The organism is Micromonospora sp. NPDC023644 (assembly GCF_040640115.1).
In the GTDB taxonomy this organism is placed as follows: Bacteria; Actinomycetota; Actinomycetes; order Mycobacteriales; family Micromonosporaceae; genus Micromonospora.
Window position 1 is genome coordinate 18,638 of record NZ_JBFABA010000036.1, and the last position, 16,640, is coordinate 35,277.

14 protein-coding genes are annotated in these 16,640 nt (G+C 71.6%); all 14 read right to left on the bottom strand.

The window, feature by feature from the left end:
- Position 1 precedes the first annotated feature (1 nt).
- The 14 genes from nuoH to mqnC all read right to left on the bottom strand — a co-directional run bounded on the left by nuoH (position 2) and on the right by mqnC (position 16,516).
- Complete coding sequence (gene nuoH / locus AB0G08_RS22115) at positions 2–1,357, bottom strand: NADH-quinone oxidoreductase subunit NuoH (RefSeq protein ID WP_358091012.1); 1,356 nt, start codon at positions 1,355–1,357, stop codon at positions 2–4.
- Entirely contained in the window at positions 1,354–3,867 is a 2,514-nt protein-coding gene (locus AB0G08_RS22120) for an NADH-quinone oxidoreductase subunit G (protein WP_358091015.1), read from the bottom strand. The genes nuoH and AB0G08_RS22120 overlap by 4 nt, the downstream gene beginning before the upstream one ends.
- Positions 3,867–5,183: an NADH-quinone oxidoreductase subunit NuoF gene (nuoF, locus tag AB0G08_RS22125; RefSeq protein ID WP_121397083.1), complete on the bottom strand. Its 1,317-nt coding sequence runs from the start codon at positions 5,181–5,183 to the stop codon at positions 3,867–3,869. The genes AB0G08_RS22120 and nuoF overlap by 1 nt, the downstream gene beginning before the upstream one ends.
- Entirely contained in the window at positions 5,180–6,349 is a 1,170-nt protein-coding gene (gene nuoE / locus AB0G08_RS22130; protein ID WP_358091018.1) for an NADH-quinone oxidoreductase subunit NuoE, read from the bottom strand. The genes nuoF and nuoE overlap by 4 nt, the downstream gene beginning before the upstream one ends.
- A 52-nt stretch (positions 6,350–6,401) precedes the next feature.
- Positions 6,402–7,727, bottom strand: a complete 1,326-nt coding sequence (locus tag AB0G08_RS22135) for an NADH-quinone oxidoreductase subunit D (protein WP_357872710.1) — start codon at positions 7,725–7,727, stop codon at positions 6,402–6,404.
- Positions 7,724–8,461, bottom strand: a complete 738-nt coding sequence (locus AB0G08_RS22140; RefSeq protein WP_358091020.1) for an NADH-quinone oxidoreductase subunit C — start codon at positions 8,459–8,461, stop codon at positions 7,724–7,726. Before AB0G08_RS22140 ends, AB0G08_RS22135 begins: the two co-directional genes overlap by 4 nt.
- On the bottom strand, positions 8,458–9,135 hold the full coding sequence (locus AB0G08_RS22145) for an NADH-quinone oxidoreductase subunit B (RefSeq protein ID WP_089002433.1): 678 nt from the start codon (positions 9,133–9,135) through the stop codon (positions 8,458–8,460). The genes AB0G08_RS22140 and AB0G08_RS22145 overlap by 4 nt, the downstream gene beginning before the upstream one ends.
- Before the next feature lie 14 nt (positions 9,136–9,149).
- On the bottom strand, positions 9,150–9,515 hold the full coding sequence (locus AB0G08_RS22150; RefSeq protein WP_358091022.1) for an NADH-quinone oxidoreductase subunit A: 366 nt from the start codon (positions 9,513–9,515) through the stop codon (positions 9,150–9,152).
- 192 nt (positions 9,516–9,707) lie between these two features.
- Positions 9,708–10,985: a geranylgeranyl reductase family protein gene (locus AB0G08_RS22155; protein ID WP_358091024.1), complete on the bottom strand. Its 1,278-nt coding sequence runs from the start codon at positions 10,983–10,985 to the stop codon at positions 9,708–9,710.
- Between the two features lie 148 nt (positions 10,986–11,133).
- Entirely contained in the window at positions 11,134–11,361 is a 228-nt protein-coding gene (locus tag AB0G08_RS22160) for a hypothetical protein (RefSeq protein WP_358091027.1), read from the bottom strand.
- Positions 11,362–11,426: 65 nt separating this feature from the next.
- Positions 11,427–12,137, bottom strand: a complete 711-nt coding sequence (locus AB0G08_RS22165) for a demethylmenaquinone methyltransferase (RefSeq protein ID WP_358091029.1) — start codon at positions 12,135–12,137, stop codon at positions 11,427–11,429.
- A 151-nt stretch (positions 12,138–12,288) separates the two neighbouring features.
- Positions 12,289–13,551 (bottom strand): cell wall anchor protein, encoded by a 1,263-nt coding sequence (locus AB0G08_RS22170; protein ID WP_358091031.1) that lies wholly within the window; start codon positions 13,549–13,551, stop codon positions 12,289–12,291.
- A 218-nt stretch (positions 13,552–13,769) separates the two neighbouring features.
- Positions 13,770–14,975 carry an LPXTG cell wall anchor domain-containing protein gene (locus AB0G08_RS22175; RefSeq protein ID WP_358091033.1) on the bottom strand — a complete coding sequence of 402 codons (1,206 nt, stop codon included), beginning with the start codon at positions 14,973–14,975 and terminating at the stop codon, positions 13,770–13,772.
- 350 nt (positions 14,976–15,325) lie between these two features.
- The gene (gene mqnC / locus AB0G08_RS22180; protein ID WP_358091035.1) at positions 15,326–16,516 is read right to left on the bottom strand and encodes a cyclic dehypoxanthinyl futalosine synthase; all 1,191 of its coding nucleotides are present in this window, start codon (positions 16,514–16,516) and stop codon (positions 15,326–15,328) included.
- Positions 16,517–16,640: the final 124 nt, after the last annotated feature.

The window sequence follows — 16,640 nt, forward strand, 5'->3', positions numbered from 1 at the left end:
GTCACACCTCCCTGGAGTCCGGGCCGGCGGCGATGTTGGCCGGCTCCCGCTCGGCGACCACGCGCCTCGTGCGCGGGCTCGGTGGTACCTGCAGGTCCATCGGGGGCAGCGGGAAGCTGCCGTGCGGCCGGTCGTTGACCTGCTCCTGGACCGTCGGCTTCGGCTGCGGCTTCCGGCTGGGCCAGAGCAGCGTGGCGAGCAGCAGGAGGCCGGCGGGGATGCCGACGGCGATCAGCTTGCTGCGCGAGTCCCAGTCCTCGATCGAGCGCAGGCCGGCCAGGACCAGGATCCAGACCAGGTTGATCGGGAGCAGGACCTTCCAGCCGAAGCGCATGAACTGGTCGTAGCGCAGCCGGGGCAGCGTGCCCCGCAGCCAGACGAAGACGAAGACCAGCATGACGACCTTGGCGAAGAACCACAGCATCGGCCACCAGCCGGAGTTGGCGCCGGCCCAGATGGTGGTGATCGGCGCCGGGGCCCGCCAGCCGCCCAGGAAGAGCGTCGTGGTGACCGCGGACATGGTGACCATCGCGACGTACTCGCTGAGCATGTAGAGCGCGAACTTCAGCGAGCTGTACTCGGTCATGTAGCCCGCGACCAGCTCGGACTCCGCCTCGGGCAGGTCGAACGGCGCGCGGTTGGTCTCACCGACGGTGGAGATGAAGAAGATGATGAAGCTCGGCAGCAGCAGGATCGCGTACCAGCCGGGGGCCGGGATCTCGAGGCCCGCGATGCTCAGCCGGGTGCCCTCGCCCTGGGCGGCGACGATCCCGCTGGTCGACATCGTGCCGGCGGTCATGAAGACCGCCACGATGCTCAGGCCCATGGCGACCTCGTACGAGATCATCTGGGCGGTGGAGCGCAGGCCGCCGAGCAGCGGGTAGGTCGAGCCGGAGGCCCAACCGCCGAGCACGATGCCGTAGATGCCCATCGACGAGCAGGCCAGCAGCACCAGCACCGCCACCGGCACATCGGTGACCTGCAACGGCGTCCAGTGGCCGAAGATGCTCACCATCGGGCCGAACGGCACCACCGACAGCGAGGTGACCGCGCAGATCACCGAGATGGTCGGGGCGAAGAAGAAGACGACCTTGTCGGCCGCCTTCGGCAGGATGTCCTCCTTGAAGGCCATCTTCAGGCCGTCGGCGAGGGTCTGCAGCAGACCGAACGGGCCGGCCTGGTTGGGGCCGGGCCGCACCGCCATGCGGCCCACGACCCGCCGCTCGAACCAGACGCCGAGCAGCGTGGCGACCAGGCCGAAGGCGAAGGCAAAGACGATCTTGATGAGGACCAGCCACCACGGGTCCCGGCCGAAGTCGGCCAGCGTCGGGTCCTGGGCCAGGTAGACCGCGTTCACTGGTGTACACCCCCTGCGTTGAGGAGCGGGCCCGGGCGGTCGGCCGCGTCGGCGGCGACCGCGGCGGCGGAGATCCGCACGACCGCTCCGGACGTCGCGCCGAGGCTGCGTCGCACGGTCGCGCCGGGCGAGTTGGTCGGCAGCCAGACGACGCCGTCCGGCATCTCGGTGATCTCCGCCGGCAGGGTCAGCGCCCCCCGGTCGGTGCCCACCGTCACCGGGTCGCCGTCGGCCACGCCGAGCGCCTCGGCGGTGCCCTTGCCCAGCCGGACCACCGGCGGGCGGGCGGTGCCTGCGAGGTGCTCGTCGCCGTCGGTGAGGCTGCCCAGGTCGATCAGCTGGTGCCAGGTGGCGAGCACCGCCTCACCGGCGCCCGGCTCGCGCACCGCGACCGGCTCCACCGACGGGGCGGCGGGGCGCTCGGTGCGGGTCCGCGGCAGCGCGCCCAGCTCGCGGCGGACGCTGAGCACGTCGCCGGTGCCGAGCTGCACGTCGAGCTGCGCGGCGAGCGCGTCCAGCACGCGGCCGTCGGTCATCGCGGCGGTGCGCAGCACCGCATCGAAGGGGCGCAGCCGGCCCTCCCAGTCCAGGAAGCTGCCGGCCTTCTCGGCCACCGGGGCGACGGGGAAGACCACGTCGGCCCGGCGGGCCACCGCGCTCATCCGCAGCTCCAGGCTGACCAGGAACGGCACCTCGTCCAGGGCCGCCTCGGCCAGCCGCGGGTCGGCCAGGTCGGCCGGGTCGACCCCGGCCACCACCAGCGCGCCGAGCTGACCGTTGGCTGCGGCGGCGAGGATGCCGTCGGTGTCCCGGCCGGCCTGGCTCGGGATCACCCCGGCCGGGATGTCCCACGCCTCGCCCAGCTCGGCCCGGGCGGCCGGCTCGTTGACCACGCGGCCACCGGGCAGCAGGTTGGGCAGGCAGCCCGCGTCGACCGCGCCGCGGTCACCCGCGCGCCGCGGCACCCAGGCCAGCTTCGCGCCGGTACGCCGGGCCACGTCGGCCGCCGCGGAGAGACCGCCCGGCACGCTCGCCAGCCGCTCGCCGACGATCAGGATCGCGCCCTCGGCGCTGAGCGCCTCGGCGACCGTCGCGTGCTCGGCGAGCACGCTCGCCTCCTCGCCCGGCACCACCCGGGCCAGCTTGGCCCCGAGCTTCTCCAGGCCGCGGGTGGCGAACGGCGCGATCGCGTACACCGTCAGCTTCTTCTTCAGGTACGCCTTGCGCAGCCGCAGGAAGAGGATCGGGCACTCCTCCTCCGGCTCCAGCCCGACCAGCACCACGGCCGGCGCCTTCTCCACGTCGGCGTAGGTCACGTCGGTGACCCCGGCCACCGAGCTGGCCAGGAAGTCGGTCTCCTCGCGGGAGACCGGCCGGGCCCGGAAGTCGATGTCGTTGGTGTTCAGCGCGACCCGGGCGAACTTCGCGTACGCGTAGGCGTCCTCGACGGTCAGCCGACCGCCGGTGAGCACCGCCGTGCCCCGCCCGCCGTCCCGCGCCGCGCGCAGCCCTTCGGCGGCGACGGCCAGCGCCTCGCTCCACGCCGCCTCACGCAGCTCGCCGGTCTGCGGGTCGCGGACCAGCGGGGTGGTGAGCCGGTCGAAGGCGCGGGTGTACTGGAAGCCCCACCGCCCCTTGTCGCAGTTCCACTCCTCGTTCACCGCCGGGTCGTCGCCGGCCAGCCGGCGCAGCACCTTGCCCCGCCGCCAGTCGGTGCGCTGGGCGCACCCGGCCGAGCAGTGCTCGCAGACGCTCGGGCTCGAGACCAGGTCGAACGGCCGGGCCCGGAACCGGTACTGGGTGCCGGTCAGCGCGCCGACCGGGCAGATCTGCACCGTGTTGCCGGAGAAGTACGAGTTGAAGGGCACGTCGCCGGAGTCGGACGTGGCGTCGGCGTGGCCGGGGCAGCCCGCGTCCACGCCGTAGTCCTCGTCCCGGTAGATGTTGATCTCCTCGGCGGACGACCGGCCCATCAGGTCGATGAACTTGTCGCCGGCGATCTCCTCGGAGAACCGGGTGCAGCGCTGGCAGAGCACGCAACGCTCGCGGTCGAGCAGCACCTGCGTGCTGATCGGCAGCGGCTTCGGGTACTCCCGCTTGTGCTCGTGGAACCGCGAGTCGGCACGGCCGGTGGACATCGCCTGGTTCTGCAGCGGGCACTCGCCGCCCTTGTCGCACATCGGGCAGTCGAGCGGGTGGTTGAGCAGCAGCAGCTCCATGACCCCCTCCTGCGCCTTCTTGGCGACCGGAGAGGTGAGCTGGGTACGCACCACCATGCCGTCGGCGACGGTCTGGGTGCAGGAGGCGACGGGCTTGCGCTGCCCCTCCACCTCGACCAGGCACTGCCGGCACGCGCCGGCCGGGGCCAGCAGCGGGTGGTCGCAGAACCGGGGGATCTCGGTACCCAACTGCTCGGCGACCCGGATCAGGAGCGCCCCCTTGGGGGCGGTGACCTCGACGCCGTCGATGGTGAGCGTGACGGTCTCGGTCTGCTTCGCTACGTCGGTCATTAGTGGGCTCCCACCAGCTGCTTGTCCGACAGCTTCGGCGCGGTACGTCCCTCGATGTAGTCGAGGTAGTCCTGCTTGAAGTACTTCAGCGACGAGGTCACCGAGCTGGTCGCACCGTCACCCAGACCGCAGAACGAGCGGCCGAGGATGTTGTCGCAGGTGTCCAGCAGGGTGTCCAGGTCTTCGTGGGTGCCCTGACCGGCGAGGATCCGCCGGTAGACCCGGACCATCCAGTAGTTGCCCTCGCGGCACGGGGTGCACTTGCCGCACGACTCGTGGTGGTAGAACTCCAGCCACCGGTAGGTCGCGTAGACCGGGCAGTCCTGGTCGGAGAAGATCTGGGTGGCCGTGGTGCCGAGGATCGAGCCGGCCGCCGCCACCCCCTCGAAGTCCAGCGGCACGTCCAGGTGCTCCGCGGTGAGCAGCGGCGTCGACGAGCCACCCGGCGTCCAGAACCTCAGGTTGTGGCCGGGCTGCATGCCGCCGGCCAGCTCGATCAGCTCCCGCAGGGTGACGCCCATCGTGCACTCGAACTGGCCGGGGTTGGCGATCCGGCCGGAGAGCGAGTAGATCATCGGGCCGGACGACTTCTCCGTGCCCATGGTCTTCCACCAGTCGGCGCCGCCCAGCACGATGTACGGCACGCTGGCGATGGTGCCGACGTTGTTGACCACCGTCGGGCTCGCGTACAGGCCGTGGGTCGCCGGGAACGGCGGGCGCAGCCGGGGCTGGCCCCGGAAGCCCTCCAGCGAGTCCAGCAGCGCGGTCTCCTCGCCGCAGATGTACGCCCCGGCGCCCGAGTGCACCACCAGCTCCAGGTCGAACCCGGAGCCGAGGATGTTCCGGCCGAGGTAGCCCTTGGCGGTCGCCTCCCGTACGGCGTTGCGCAGCCGGCGCGCGGCGTGCACCGCCTCGCCGCGGATGTAGATGTAGGCGCGGTTGGCCCGGATCGCGTACGACGCGATGATCACGCCCTCGACGAGCGCGTGCGGGTCGTGCGTCATCAGCGGGAGGTCCTTGCAGGTGCCCGGCTCGCCCTCGTCGGCGTTGACCACGAGGTAGTGCGGCTTGCCGTCGCCCTGCGGGATGAACCCCCACTTGAGACCGGTCGGGAAGCCGGCGCCGCCGCGACCGCGCAGGCCGGAGTCCTTGATCAGCTGGATCAGGTCGTCCGGGTGCGCCTTGAGCGCCTTGCGCAGGGCCGCGTAGCCGTCGAGCTTCTCGTAGGTGCCGATCCGCCAGGCGTCCGGCGACAGCCAGCGCTTGGTGAGTACCGGCGTCAGCTTGGCCAGGGTCTCCGGCCGGGGAGTGGTCACTTCTGGACCCCCGTCTCGCTCGCGACGGCGGAGCCGGCGCCACCGGTGCCCGCCTCGGCTTCCTTGAGGTTGCGCTCCTGCGCCCCGGCCTCGTCGCCGGCGGGCTTGCCGTCGCCGGCCGGCGCGTTGGCCGCCGCGCCGGCGGCCTCCGCCTCCTGCGCGTCGCGGGGAGCCGGCGGCGTGGGGTCCACCGGAATCTTGGTGCCGGGCGCGTCCGGCACGGCGGTCGCCGCGTCGGGCTGCCGGGTCTCGGCGGCCCGCACCTCGGGCGACTTGTCGTCCGGCGCCTTCACGTCCCGGGTGGTGCTGCCGGCCGCCTCGGCGGCGGGGGCCGGCGCGCCGGTGCCCGCGTTGCCGGTGGTGCCCGTGGCGGGCCCGGCGCCGTTGCCGCTCGCGGCCGGGACGGCCCTGGCCGCCGCGGGGGCCGGCTTCGCGGCGGCCTCGCTCCTGGCCTTCGCCTCGGCGGCGGCCTTGTCGGCCTCGGCCTTGCTCCGGATCGGGGTGTTCGGGTCGAAGCCCGGCACCGAGATGCCGTGCTCCTGCGCCAGCCGCAGCCCCCGCAGGGTGGGCTCCCCCGGCCCGCCGTCGGCGACCGCGCCCTCCCGCTCGTCGGCGAAGCCGGCGAGCTGCACCGCCATCTCCTTGAGGGTGCAGAGCCGGGCGCCCCGGGTCGGCATCGGCCGGCCACCGGCACGCAGCTCGTCGACCACGCCGCGCGCGGTCTGCGGGTCCACCCCGTCGAAGAAGTCGTAGTTGACGGTCATCACCGGGCCGTAGTCGCAGGCCGCCAGGCACTCGGCGTGCTCCAGGGTGATCTTCCCGTCGGCGGTGGTCTCGTCGTGCCCCACCCCGAGGTGCTCGGCGAGGGTGTCGTAGACCTCCTGGCCACCGAGCACGTTGCACATCGTGTTGGTGCAGACGCTCACCAGGTAGTCGCCGGTCGGTCGGCGCTTGTACATGGTGTAGAAGGTGGCGACCGCCCCGACCTGGGCCTTGTTCAGGCCCAGCACCTCGGCGCAGAACGCCACGCCGGCCGGCGAGACGTAGCCCTCCTCGGCCTGCACCAGGTGCAGCAGCGGCAGCAGCGCCGACCGCGACCGGTCGGCCGGGTAGCGGGCGATGATCTCCCGTGCCCGCTCGCGGGTCTCGTCAGTGAAAACACTCATCAGCGTCGCCTTCCGTTCGCGACTGCGAGGCTCGCAAGCTCACTCCTCGCGCTCACCTGTCACACCCACCCATGACGGGGTCCAGCGAAGCCCCACCGGCGATCACGTCGGCGATCAGGCCGCCCTCGGCCATCGCCGGGAGGGCCTGGAGGTTGACGAAGCTCGGCTCCCGGTAGTGCACCCGGTACGGCCGGGTGCCACCGTCGGAGACGGCGTGCACGCCCAGCTCGCCGCGGGGCGACTCGATGCCGACGTAGACCTGGCCCGGCGGCACCCGGAAACCCTCGGTGACGAGCTTGAAGTGGTGGATCAGCGACTCCATCGACTGACCCATGATCTTCGCGACGTGCTCCAGCGAGTTGCCCATGCCGTCGACGCCGATGGCGAGCTGCGCCGGCCAGGCGATCTTCTTGTCGGCCACCATGACCGGGCCCGGCTTGAGCCGGTCCAACGCCTGCTCGACGAGCTTGAGCGACTCCCGGATCTCGGCGAGCCGGACCACGTAGCGGCCCCACACGTCGCCGTCGGTGTGCGTCGGCACGTCGAACTCGTACGTCTCGTAGCCGCAGTACGGCATGGTCTTGCGCAGGTCCCAGGCCAGGCCGGCGGAGCGCAGCACCGGGCCGGTCACGCCGAGCGCGACGCAGCCCGTCACGTCGAGCACCGCGACGTTCTTCGTCCGCTCGAGCCAGATGGGCTGCCCGGAGAGGAGGTTCTCGTACTCCTTGAGCCGCTTCGGCAGCAGCTTGAGGAACTCGCGGATCTTGACGATCGCCTCGTCCGGCACGTCCTGGGCGACGCCGCCCGGCCGGACGTACGCGTGGTTCATCCGCAGGCCGGTGATGATCTCGAAGATCTCCAGGATGTACTCACGCTCGCGGAAGCCGTAGAGCATCATGTTGATCGCGCCCAGCTCCATGGCGGTGGTGGCCACCCAGACCAGGTGCGACGAGATCCGGTTCAGCTCCATCATCAGGACCCGGATGGTGTTCGCCCGCTCGGTGATCTGGTCGGAGATCCCGAGCAGCTTCTCCACCGCCAGCGCGTACCCCGTCTCGTTGAAGATCGGGGAGAGGTAGTCCATCCGGGTCACGAAGGTGCTGCCCTGGACCCAGTTGCGGTATTCGAGGTTCTTCTCGATGCCGGTGTGCAGGTAGCCGACGACCGAGCGGGCCTCGCGGACCGTCTCGCCCTCCAACTCCAGGACCAGCCGGAGCACGCCGTGCGTCGACGGGTGCTGCGGGCCCATGTTGACGACGATCCGCTCGTCGTTGATCGGGTCGGTCCCCGAGACGACGCTGTCCCAGTCGCCACCGGTGACGGTGAAGACCCTGCCCTCGGTGGTGTCGCGCTCGGCGGCGTAGTTCGACGTGGTCACTGGTAGGACCTCCTCCGGTCCGGCGGCGGGATCTCAGCGCCCTTGTACTCGACGGGCACGCCGCCGAGGGGGTAGTCCTTGCGCTGCGGGTGCCCCTCCCAGTCGTCCGGCATGAGGATCCGGGTCAGGTTGGGGTGACCGTCGAAGACGATGCCGAACATGTCGTACGCCTCGCGCTCCTGCCAGTCGGCCGTCGGGTAGATCGACGTGACGCTCGGCAGGTGCGGGTCCTCGGCGGAGACCGCGGCCTCCAGCCGCACCGTGCGGCGGTAGGTCATCGAGGTGAGCTGGTAGACGACGTGCAGGCGGCGGGCGTCGGCGCCGAGGTAGTCGACCCCCGACACCGAGGAGCAGAGCTCGAAGCGGAGCGCCATGTCGTCGCGCATCACCTGGCAGACCTCGGCGATCCGCTCCGGGCGGATGTGCAGGGTCAGCTCGCCCCGGTCGACCACGACCTTCTCGACGGCGTCGGCGAAGGCCGGGTACGCCTCCTCCAGCGCGTCGCGGACCTCGTCGAAGTAGCCCCCGTACGGCCGGGGCGCGTCCTCGATCGTCCGGCGCTGGCGGACGAGGCCGCCGAAGCCGGACACGTCCCCGGTGCCCTGGTTGCCGAACATGCCCCGGCCGGCCGGGCTGGCCGGGGGGTACTCGGCGGGTGCGGTGCTGCTGGCGCCGGCCGGCGTGACCGGTACCGGCACGCCGCCGTCGTCTTTCCTGTCCTGAGGCGCGGTCACTTCTGGACACCCCCGTGCTGAAGGTGGTTCTGGGCCTTCATCCAGTTCTCGATCCGCAGCTGCTCCTCGCGACCCTCACGGACCGCCTTGGTCCACTCGGCCCGCCGGGCCTTGTCGCTGCGGTACGACGACGGCATCGAGCCGTAGGGGACGACCGGGACGTCGCCGCGGGCCTGGCGCGCCTCGAGCATCTTGCGGCCGTTCGGGCCGAGCGGCTCGTGCCCGATCTTCTCGCGCAGCTTGAGGACCGCGTCGATGAGCATCTCGGGCCGGGGCGGGCAGCCGGGCAGGTACATGTCGACCGGGACGATGTGGTCGACGCCCTGCACGATGGCGTAGTTGTTGAACATGCCGCCGCTGCTGGCGCAGACGCCCATGGAGATGACCCAGCGGGGCTCCGCCATCTGGTCGTAGATCTGGCGCAGCACCGGGGCCATCTTCTGGCTCACCCGGCCGGCCACGATCATCAGGTCGGCCTGCCGCGGCGAGGCCCGGAAGACCTCCATGCCCCAGCGGCCCATGTCGTAGTGCGGACCGCCGGCGGCCATCATCTCGATGGCGCAGCAGGCCAGGCCGAAGGTGGCCCCCCAGACCGACGTCTTCCGCGACCAGTTGACCAGCTTCTCCACCGAGGTGAGCAGGACACCGGCGGGAAGCTTCTCCTCGATACCCATCTGAGGTTCCTCCCTCAGTCCCAGTCCAGGCCGCCGCGCCGCCAGACGTAGGCGTAGGCGACGAAGACCGCGACGATGAACAGGACCATCTCCACGAAGCCGAAGATCGGCAGGGCGTCGAACGAGACCGCCCAGGGGTAGAGGAAGATGATCTCGATGTCGAAGACGATGAAGAGCATCGCCGTCAGGTAGAACTTGATCGGGAACCGGCCGCCGCCGATCGGCTGCGGGCTGGGCTCGATGCCGCACTCGTACGCCTCGAGCTTGGCCTTGTTGTAGCGCCGGGGACCGGCGAAGCGGGCAGCGCCCACGGAGAACAGCGCGAACCCCGCGGCGAGGGCGAACAGCCCGATGATCGGTGCGTAAGGCGAGAGCGACATCGTTTTCTCCTGCTCGTCCTTCCCTGCCCTGGTCCTTGTCAAAAATCACACTATTCACGTCCCTCGCGACGGTCGTCGGCGGGGGTCGATCTCCCTTGTCCGCTTCCGCGGTCGTCGCCGACCGTGGACGGGGCCGTCACACGGGGCTGCCTTCGCTGGCGACCGCGGGGGCTCGCGGGCTCACTCCTCGCGCTACACGGCCGGCGCCACTCTCGTCATCGCGTTGATGACGCGGTCCATCGCGTCCCCGTCGCGGGGGTCGGTCAGGTTGGCCAGCAGCTTGAGCACGAAGCGCATCAGCATCGGGTGCGGCATGCCGTGCTTCGTGGCCATCCGCATGATCTCGGGCCGGCCGATGAGCTTCACGAAGATGCCGCCGAGCCGGTAGTAGCCGCCGAAGCGGGCCTTCAGCTCCGTCGAGTACGCCGCGAGGGCGCGCTCCCGGTCCGCGCCGGCGGGGCGCGCGAGCGCCTGCACGGCGACCTCCGCGGCCAGCTCGCCGGACTCCATCGCGTACGCGATGCCCTCGCCGTTGAACGGGTTGACCATGCCGCCGGAGTCACCGACCAGCATCACGCCACGGGTGTAGTGCGGCACCCGGTTGAAGCCCATGGGGAGGGCGGCGCCGAGGATCGGGCCCTCCGCGTTCGCCTCGTCGGTCATGCCCCAGTCGGCGGGCGTGTTGGCCAGCCAGTCGGTGAGCAGCCGACGGTAGTTGGTCTTGCCGAACGCGGACGAGGAGTTGAGCACGCCGAGGCCGACGTTGACCCGGCCGTCGCCCAGCCCGAAGATCCAGCCGTACCCGGGCAGCAGGTTGTCGCCGCTGTCCTTGCTGCGCAGCTCCAGCCAGGACTCCAGGTAGTTGTCGTCGTGCCTGGCCGGCGAGCGGTAGTAGCGGCGGACAGCGACGCCGATCGGCCGGTCCTCGCGCTTGGCCAGCCCGAGGGCGAGCGGGAAGCGGCCGGAGACCCCGTCGGCCGCGACGACCAGGGGCGCGTGGAAGGTGGCGGGCTCCTTGCCCGGGCCGACCTCCGCCTCGACGCCGGTCACCCGGCCGTCCGGGCCCAGCACCGGGCCGGTGACGTTCACGCCGGTGCGCAGCTCGACGCCCGACTCCACGGCCCGCCGGGCGAGCAGGTCGTCGAAGTCGAGCCGGGTGCGCACCAGGCCGTAGTTGGGGAAGCTCGCCAGGTCGGGCCAGTCCAGCTCCAGCCGGACGCCGCCGCCGATGACCCGCAGGCCCCGGTTGTGCAGCCAGCCCGCCTCGGGGGAGGTGTCCACGCCCATCCGGATCAGCTGCCGCACCGCGCGCGGGGTCAGCCCGTCGCCGCAGACCTTCTCCCGGGGGAACTCGGTCTTTTCGAGCAGCAACACCCGCACGCCGTGCCGAGCCAGGTGGTACGCGGTAGCCGACCCACCGGGACCGGCGCCCACGACGATCACGTCGGCGTCCTGTTCCACCGCGGCCATTCCGCGCCTCCTCCCGCATGCTCGTGAAATGCTTCACAAGCCAGACGGTGGGAGTCTATGACCGACGTCATGACCACGCCGGATCAGGGGTACCTAACTTGCCCCGGACACGTCGGCCGAGGTCGGAGGCGGGGTGCCGGGGCGGGCGTCAGCGCCGGGCGGAGGTGGCCGGGTCCAGGCCGGCGTCGTGCCGGATCGTCTCCGGCAGGTGCTCGCGCAGCGCGCCGCCGGCGGCGCGGTCCAGGGCGGCCAGCACCTCGGCCACCACCTGTCGGACGTCGGCGGGATCCGCGCCGGCCAGCTCCTTGAGCTGGGCGATGAGTTCGGTCGCGTCGTCGGTGGCCTCCGCGCCGACCGCCTGGTGTCGTCCCGTCATGGAGGCGAGCTTACGGAACAAAGTGGAGCAAAAACGGATACTTGCGAAAAACGTGCCGGATCGGACTAGGCGCGGACCGCGCGGTGCAGCGCCGCGATCCCGCCGGTCAGGTTGCGCCAGGCCACCCTGCCCCAGCCCGCCGCGCCGATCCGCGCGGCCAGGGCGGGCTGGTCGGGCCACGCCCGGATCGACTCGGCCAGGTAGACGTACGCGTCGGGGTTGCTGGAGACGGCGCGGGCCACGCTCGGCAGCGAACGCATCAGGTACGACAGGTAGACCGTGCGGAACGCCGGGTTCACCGGGGTGCTGAACTCGCACACCACCAGCCGGCCGCCCGGCCTGGTGACCCGGGCCAGCTCCCGCAGGGCGGCGTCGGTGTCGTTCACGTTGCGCAGCGCGAAGGAGATGGTCACCGCGTCGAAGCTGGCGTCGGCGAAGGGCAGCTTCAACGCGTCCCCGGCCAGCAGCGGCACCTCCGGGCGGGTCCGCTTGCCGACGCGCAGCATGCCGAGGGACAGGTCCGCGCCCACCGCGTACGCACCCGACTGGGCCAGTTCCTCGGTGGACACGCCGGTGCCCGCGCCCACGTCGAGCACCCGCTCGCCCGGCCGCAGGTCGAGCGCGGCCCGGGTGGCCCGCCGCCAGAAGCGGTCCTGCCCGAAGGAGAGGACGGTGTTGGTCAGGTCGTAGCGAGCCGCCACGCCGTCGAACATCGCGGCGACCTCGTGCGGCTGCTTGTCCAGGCTGGCGCGCTGGCCCTGCGGGGTACGGCTCACCCCTCCACTCTGCCAGCCCCGCCCGCGCCGACGGCTGGTGGGTCGACCGCGGCCGGGGTACGTCACAGGGCGCGGTGGCCCGACCCGCCACGGGGCCGGGTACGCCACGGGGGCGGGGTGGTCGCCCACCCCGCCCCCGTGCGGCCGTACGTCAGTCGGTCGACTTCTCGTCGCCGGGCGCCACCAGGACGACCCTGCGCCGCCGGGAGACCAGCAGCAGCGCGCCGCCGGCCAGCAGCACGGCCACGCCGATGCCGCCGATCAGGCCGGCCTGCACGCCGGTCACCGGCAGCCCGCCGCCGTCACCGCCACCGGTGCCCGGGGTCGTGGTCGGGACCGCCGTGGGCCCGCCCGTCGGGGTGGCCGTCGGCGCCACGGTCGGCGTCGGCGTCGGCTCCCCGGTCGGCGTCGGCGTCGGGCTCGGCTGCGCCGACAGGTCGACGAATGCCTCGAAGACCGTGTGGTTGTCCAGCGCGTCGACCTCGGAGAAGGCCTTCCGCTGCGCCGGGCCGGCCACCTGCGGCTCCCCCTCCGGCTCGCCCTCGGCGGCGTCCAGCCCGTACGCGAAGAGGTCGCCCTCCCGGAGCACCGGCTCGGTGACGTCGTCGCCGACCTTCACCGTGACGTCGGCGGTGTAGTACTGCCCGCGGCGGACGGTCACGCCGGCGTCCTCGCAGAACGCCTGCTCCCTGTCGGGAAGCGCCTGCTCGACGCAGCCCTCCGGCAGCGTCACGAAGCTCACGCCCGCCGGGAGGGTGATGCCGTAGAAGACGCCGGTCGCGGGCCGGCTGCCGTCGTTGTAGACCGCCCAGTCCAGGGCGACGGTCTCGCCCCGGCGTACCGGCCTCAGGTCCGGCTCGTCGGCCACCGCGCCGTTGACCACGACGTTGCCCTGGACGTCCTGCACCCAGGCGGTGAGGTCGTAGCCCGGCTTCGTCACGGTGACCGGCACCTCGACGACCTCGTCACCGAGGTCGCTCTCGGGCGTCGTGGTGGCCACGCCGACGACCAGCACGCCGCCGTCGCCCCGGCCGCCCGTGCTGAACAGCGGGACGCCGAAGTCCTTGCTGGTCCCGGCGGGCAGGTCGCCGAGGGAGCACTGGTAGAGGTAGTCCTCGATGACGTGGCAGCCCTCGGGCACCACGAAGCCGACCCGCCTCTTCTTGAGCTCCCGGGTGTCCACCCGGAACGAGACGTTCTCCGCCGTGGCCGTGCCGGCGTTGGTGACGGTGAACTTGAACGGCTTGCTCCGGGCCGCGTCGACACCCTTCGCGAGCTGGGTGCTGATCGGGATCACGGCAAGGTCCGGCCCGTCGGCGGCGTGGGCGGGAACCGCGACGGTGGTCAGGCCGCCCGCCGCGAGGAGCGCCACGGCACCGGCGCGGGCCAGGGCCGAGCGATGGAACAGGGTCATCGGTCCCCCGTGGGGTAGGGAAGAAACGGATGGTTGCGGAACCGGGGCGGACGTTATCGAAGGTCGATGCGACGCGCCAGCAGGGAGACCGTGTCTCCTCCGTCCGGCCGATCCGGACGGTCGGAGGAGACACACAGCGGGGGCGGGATGGTCACCCATCCCGCCCCCGCTGCCGTGCGTTATGTGAACGACCCTCGCGGGTCGATGGAGGACGACCGTCAGGCCGTCGGCTTCTCGTCGCCCGGGGTCACCAGGACGACCCGGCGCCGCCGCGCCACCATGAACATGACCGCACCCGCGACCAGCACCGCGCCGCCGATGCCGCCGATGAGGGTGGTCTGCGCGCCGGTCACCGGCAGGCCGCCGTCGTCGTCACCGCCGCCGCCCGTGCCGCCCTTGGCCGCGACGATCACGGCGTAGCCGTCGGAGTTGTCGGTGGCGTCCACATCCTTGGCCTGCAGGCCGGTGATGTTCTCCGGCAGGTTGACCGCCTTGGTCCGCTGCTGGCTGGGCGCGGTGCCGACCGGCTCGACGCTGACCAGGCCACCCTGGAGGGCGCCCGGCTTCACGTTCGCCGCCACGTCGAACAGGTGGTAGAAGCCGTAGGCCGAGTAGAGCTTGTCCTCGTCGCTGGTGTCCTCGTCCTGCGGGATCAGCCCGAAGTTGGCGTAGGTGCAGGTGAAGGTGGACTTGTCGGCCGCGTACTCGCAGCCGGGCTCCACCTCGGTCGGGGTCACGCCCTTCGGCAGCTTGACGCTGATCTTGAGACCGGCGGCGGCCAGGTCACCCTGGTTGCTGATGAAGTAGGTCAGCGCCGACCGGCCGCCCGCGTGCAGGTCGCCGGAGTAGACCGGGTCGCCGTCGGCGATCTTCACGGCCTGCTTGACGTCCTCGGCGACGACCGAGAGATCCGGCCCGCTGGCGTCCGAGAGGTCCAGCGTGGCGGTCTTGGTGTTGTTCGCCGCGTTGGTGTCGTCCTTCGAGACGAGCTTGAAGGAGAGGGGGGCCTGGTAGGTGCCCTCGGCCTCGTTCTTGAACAGGACGACCGGCAGGTCGGTGGTCTCACCCGGGCCCGGCAGGCCCTTCTCCGTGGCGTAGCAGATGAAGGCGGTCGGCTTCTCCTCGGTGCCCTCCATGTCGCAGCCGTCCTCGACGGCCGGCCAGGCGATGACCTTGTCGAAGTCCACCTTGGAGACGTCCACCCGCACGGCCAGCTCACTCGGGGTGTTCTTGCCGAGGTTGGTCACCTTCGCGTAGGCCAGCTTGCCCTGCGCGTTGGCGGCGACCCGCGTGCCGGCCACCTCGATCGCGAGGTCCGTCTCCGTGCCTGCGGCGTGGGCCGGGCTACCGAGAGCGGTCAACGCGCCGGAGGCGAGCAGCGCGCCGGCGCCGATACGCGCCAGCGAACGGTTACGGAAGATCATGGAAGAGTTCCCCCCGTTGGGGTGAAGGAAAGGTACGGCCGGGGACGTTAGCGGTAAGCGATCACGCACGCCACCCCCAGGTCGGGCGCGTTGAACAGCGCGGCTAAGAATCGCTTAAGGAATGCCCGGATTGATATGTCTTGCTGCCCCCGCCGCCCCGGCACCGGCCCCGAATGGCAACCTAATCGAGATCAACGGCCCACGGGAATTCACCCGATCGGTTGGCCCGCGAAGCCGCCGACGGTCACGCTGCGTGCGCCACCGTCCACCCAGCGGCCCGCGTACGACGACACCCCACCGCCGGACGACGGTGGGGTGTCGGGGTCGCGCGGGTGGCCGCGACGCGCCGCTCAGCGGGCGTCGACCAGCGGCAGGGCCTTTCCGGCGCCGCCGCCTGGCATGGCGATCGAGGAGAAGTGCGAGACCACCCGCTCGTCGGTCGGATCGTCGGCCGGGGTCCGGTGCACGGCCAGCCGGTTGTAGAGGGTGTCGCGCTGGGCGGGGATCCGGTCCGCCGAGCGGATCATGCCGATCAGCTCGTGCAGGTTGGAGCGGTGCCGCGCGCCGGCGGAGGAGATGACGTTCTCCTCCAGCATGATCGAGCCGAGGTCGTCCACGCCCATGTGCAGGGCGAGCTGCCCGACGTCCTTGCCGGTGGTCAGCCAGGACGCCTGCAGGTGCGGCACCGTCTCGAAGAAGAGCCGGGCCACCGCGACCAGTCGCAGGTACTCCAGGGTGGTGGCCTGGGTCCGGCCCTTGAGGTGGTTGTTCTCCGGCTGGTACGTCCACGGGATGAACGCCCGGAAGCCCTTCGTGCGGTCCTGCACGTCGCGGATCATCCGCAGGTGCTCGATCCGCTCAGCGGCGGTCTCGCCGGTGCCCATCATCATGGTGGCGGTCGACTCGACGCCCTGCCGGTGCGCCAGCTCCATGACCTCCAACCAGCGCTCGCCCGACTCCTTCAGCGGCGCGATCGCCGTACGCGGCCGGGCGGGCAGCATCTCGGCGCCGGCGCCGGCGATCGAGTCCAGCCCGGCCGCCTTGATCCGGGCGATGGCCTCGTCCAGGCTGACGCCGGAGACCTTGGCCATGTGCAGGATCTCGCTGGGGCCGATCGAGTGGATCGCCAACTGCGGGTAGGCCTTCTTGACCGAGGAGAACAGCTCCTCGTAGTACTCCACGCCGTAGTCGGGGTGGTGGCCGCCCTGAAGCATGACCTGGGTGGCGCCCAGCTCGACCGCCTCGCCGCAGCGGCGCAGGATCTCCTCGGTCGGGTGGGTCCAGCCCTCCTTGTGCTTAGGGGCCCGGTAGAACGCGCAGAACTTGCACGCCGTCACGCAGACGTTGGTGTAGTTGATGTTGCGGTCGATCAGGTACGTGACGATGTTGTCCGGGTAGCGCCGTCGGCGCACCGCGTCGGCAGCCTCGCCCAGGGCGTGGAACGGCGCCTCGGTGTAGAGCAGCAGGGCCTCCTCGGGCGTGATCCGCCCGCCGTCCGCGCCACGCTGCAGGATGTCGTCGATCTCCCGGCTCACACTCACCCCCCGAGCCTACGTCGCCCCCTCCCCGGCCGGCCTCGCCGGACTCCTGTCGACCGCGCCACAGGCCCCCGCCGGGCGGCCGGGAACCGGGGGACTTACCCCCAACTCATCGATCAATTAGCAT